The following is a 1,415-nucleotide window of genomic DNA, read 5'->3' as shown; positions in this document are numbered from 1 at the left end:
CACCGAACCCAACTGCTGCAGATCATCTCCGCTGCCGAAGCTCGGGGCCAACAACGGCTGGTCGAGATGAACACCCAAGTCCTCGGCAACCTCGACCGAATCATCGACACACTCGCCGACACACCCGACGCGGTCCGAGACCGACAGGACACCGACAATGCGAGCTGACAACAGCCACCACCTCCGGCGAGCTGCCGAACAACGCCACGAACTGACCCGATCGAAAGCGATCGCCGCGCTCCGCGAACTCGAAAAGCAAGGCACAGCAGTCACATTCGAAATCGTCGCTACCACCGCCGGAGTCTCACGATCATGGCTCTACAGCCAGCCGGATCTACGCAACGACGTCATCCGACTGCGTACGGAACACCGCCCCGACCAACCGCCGATATCGCGACGCGACCGCGTCAGCACCGACTCCCTACATGCCCGTTTGGCCACGGCACAGGAACGAATCCGCACACTCGTCGACGAAAACGCAAGTCTGCGACACCAACTCGCGCTCGCACTCGGACGCGCGCGACGCGCCTAAACGGACCCTAACCGGTTACGACTCAGGCGATCTCGCAGCATCGTTCCGAATCTCGACCCGGTCCTCGCCGCGACACGCTATTGGCCGCGTTCTCCCCGGCTAAGCTACGGGTCTTCATTCGGCGAGAGTGCGCTCCTCAGATCCTGGCCGTCGAATAGGACGGTTCCTGTGAACCCGAGTGCCGGCCACAAGAACGTCAGGTTGATCGGGCCTGGGGGCGGTAATGGCCAGAGGAAAAGCTCCTGTTGTCCGCGGCTTTCCGTGTCGAGCTTGGAGCAGGACGAGCCAAGCCCGAGTAACGCCGCCGCCACCGTGGGCGGCCTTGATGAGTCGATCTGCAAATTCTCGCCCGGGTTTCTGGCTTGCTCGACCCCACCATAGGTCGCGGTGACACGAGGTATTCGTACGTCGTCAGGTGACGATCGACGCCCCCAGCCCTCGTTGCTGAGATATTCGACCAGTTCACTCTGAATGTTGCCGCCCTGGTCGGTGTCGTACAGGGTCCATTCGATCGAAAAGTGCACGCCACTGTTGAAAACGAGAATGGGCTGCCCAACTGACACACTGATCGTGTCCGAGTGGCCCATGTGAGGCGTATTCACATTGAACGGTCGTCCGGATGAGAAATCGCGCCTCCCGTCGATGAAGATGTCGACAAAAGGGTCAGGGATTCGGTCAGGCACCGGTAGCTCTGGCGGTGGTCCCCTATATGGCAAGTCGGTCACAAGTCCCTACCGTTCCATAAGTCTTCTCATTCCATGGATGCCGACCTCCGCGGCCGACTCAGCCAGCATCACCTGACCACAGTCCCGGGTCACTGCTTCATAACAAATCCGGCTCCCATCCTCAAGGAACAGGCCTCGCTAAACCGCTTGCCAGACAC

The 1,415-nt window shown here is 60.6% G+C and carries 2 protein-coding genes; one reads left to right on the top strand and one right to left on the bottom strand.

Going from position 1 to position 1,415, the window contains the following annotated elements; all coding sequences use genetic code 11:
• Positions 1–157 precede the first annotated feature (157 nt).
• Positions 158–532 carry a DUF6262 family protein gene (locus ACHIRB_RS31075; protein ID WP_395113184.1) on the top strand — a complete coding sequence of 125 codons (375 nt, stop codon included), beginning with the start codon at positions 158–160 and terminating at the stop codon, positions 530–532.
• 104 nt (positions 533–636) lie between these two features.
• Here the strand turns inward: ACHIRB_RS31075 and ACHIRB_RS31070 are convergent, their stop codons facing one another.
• Complete coding sequence (locus ACHIRB_RS31070) at positions 637–1,215, bottom strand: hypothetical protein (RefSeq protein WP_395113185.1); 579 nt, start codon at positions 1,213–1,215, stop codon at positions 637–639.
• Positions 1,216–1,415: the final 200 nt, after the last annotated feature.

The organism is Antrihabitans spumae, assembly GCF_043944905.1.
GTDB classification, from domain to species: domain Bacteria; phylum Actinomycetota; class Actinomycetes; order Mycobacteriales; family Mycobacteriaceae; genus Antrihabitans; species Antrihabitans spumae.
This window is presented reverse-complemented; position numbering and strand designations above follow the sequence as displayed.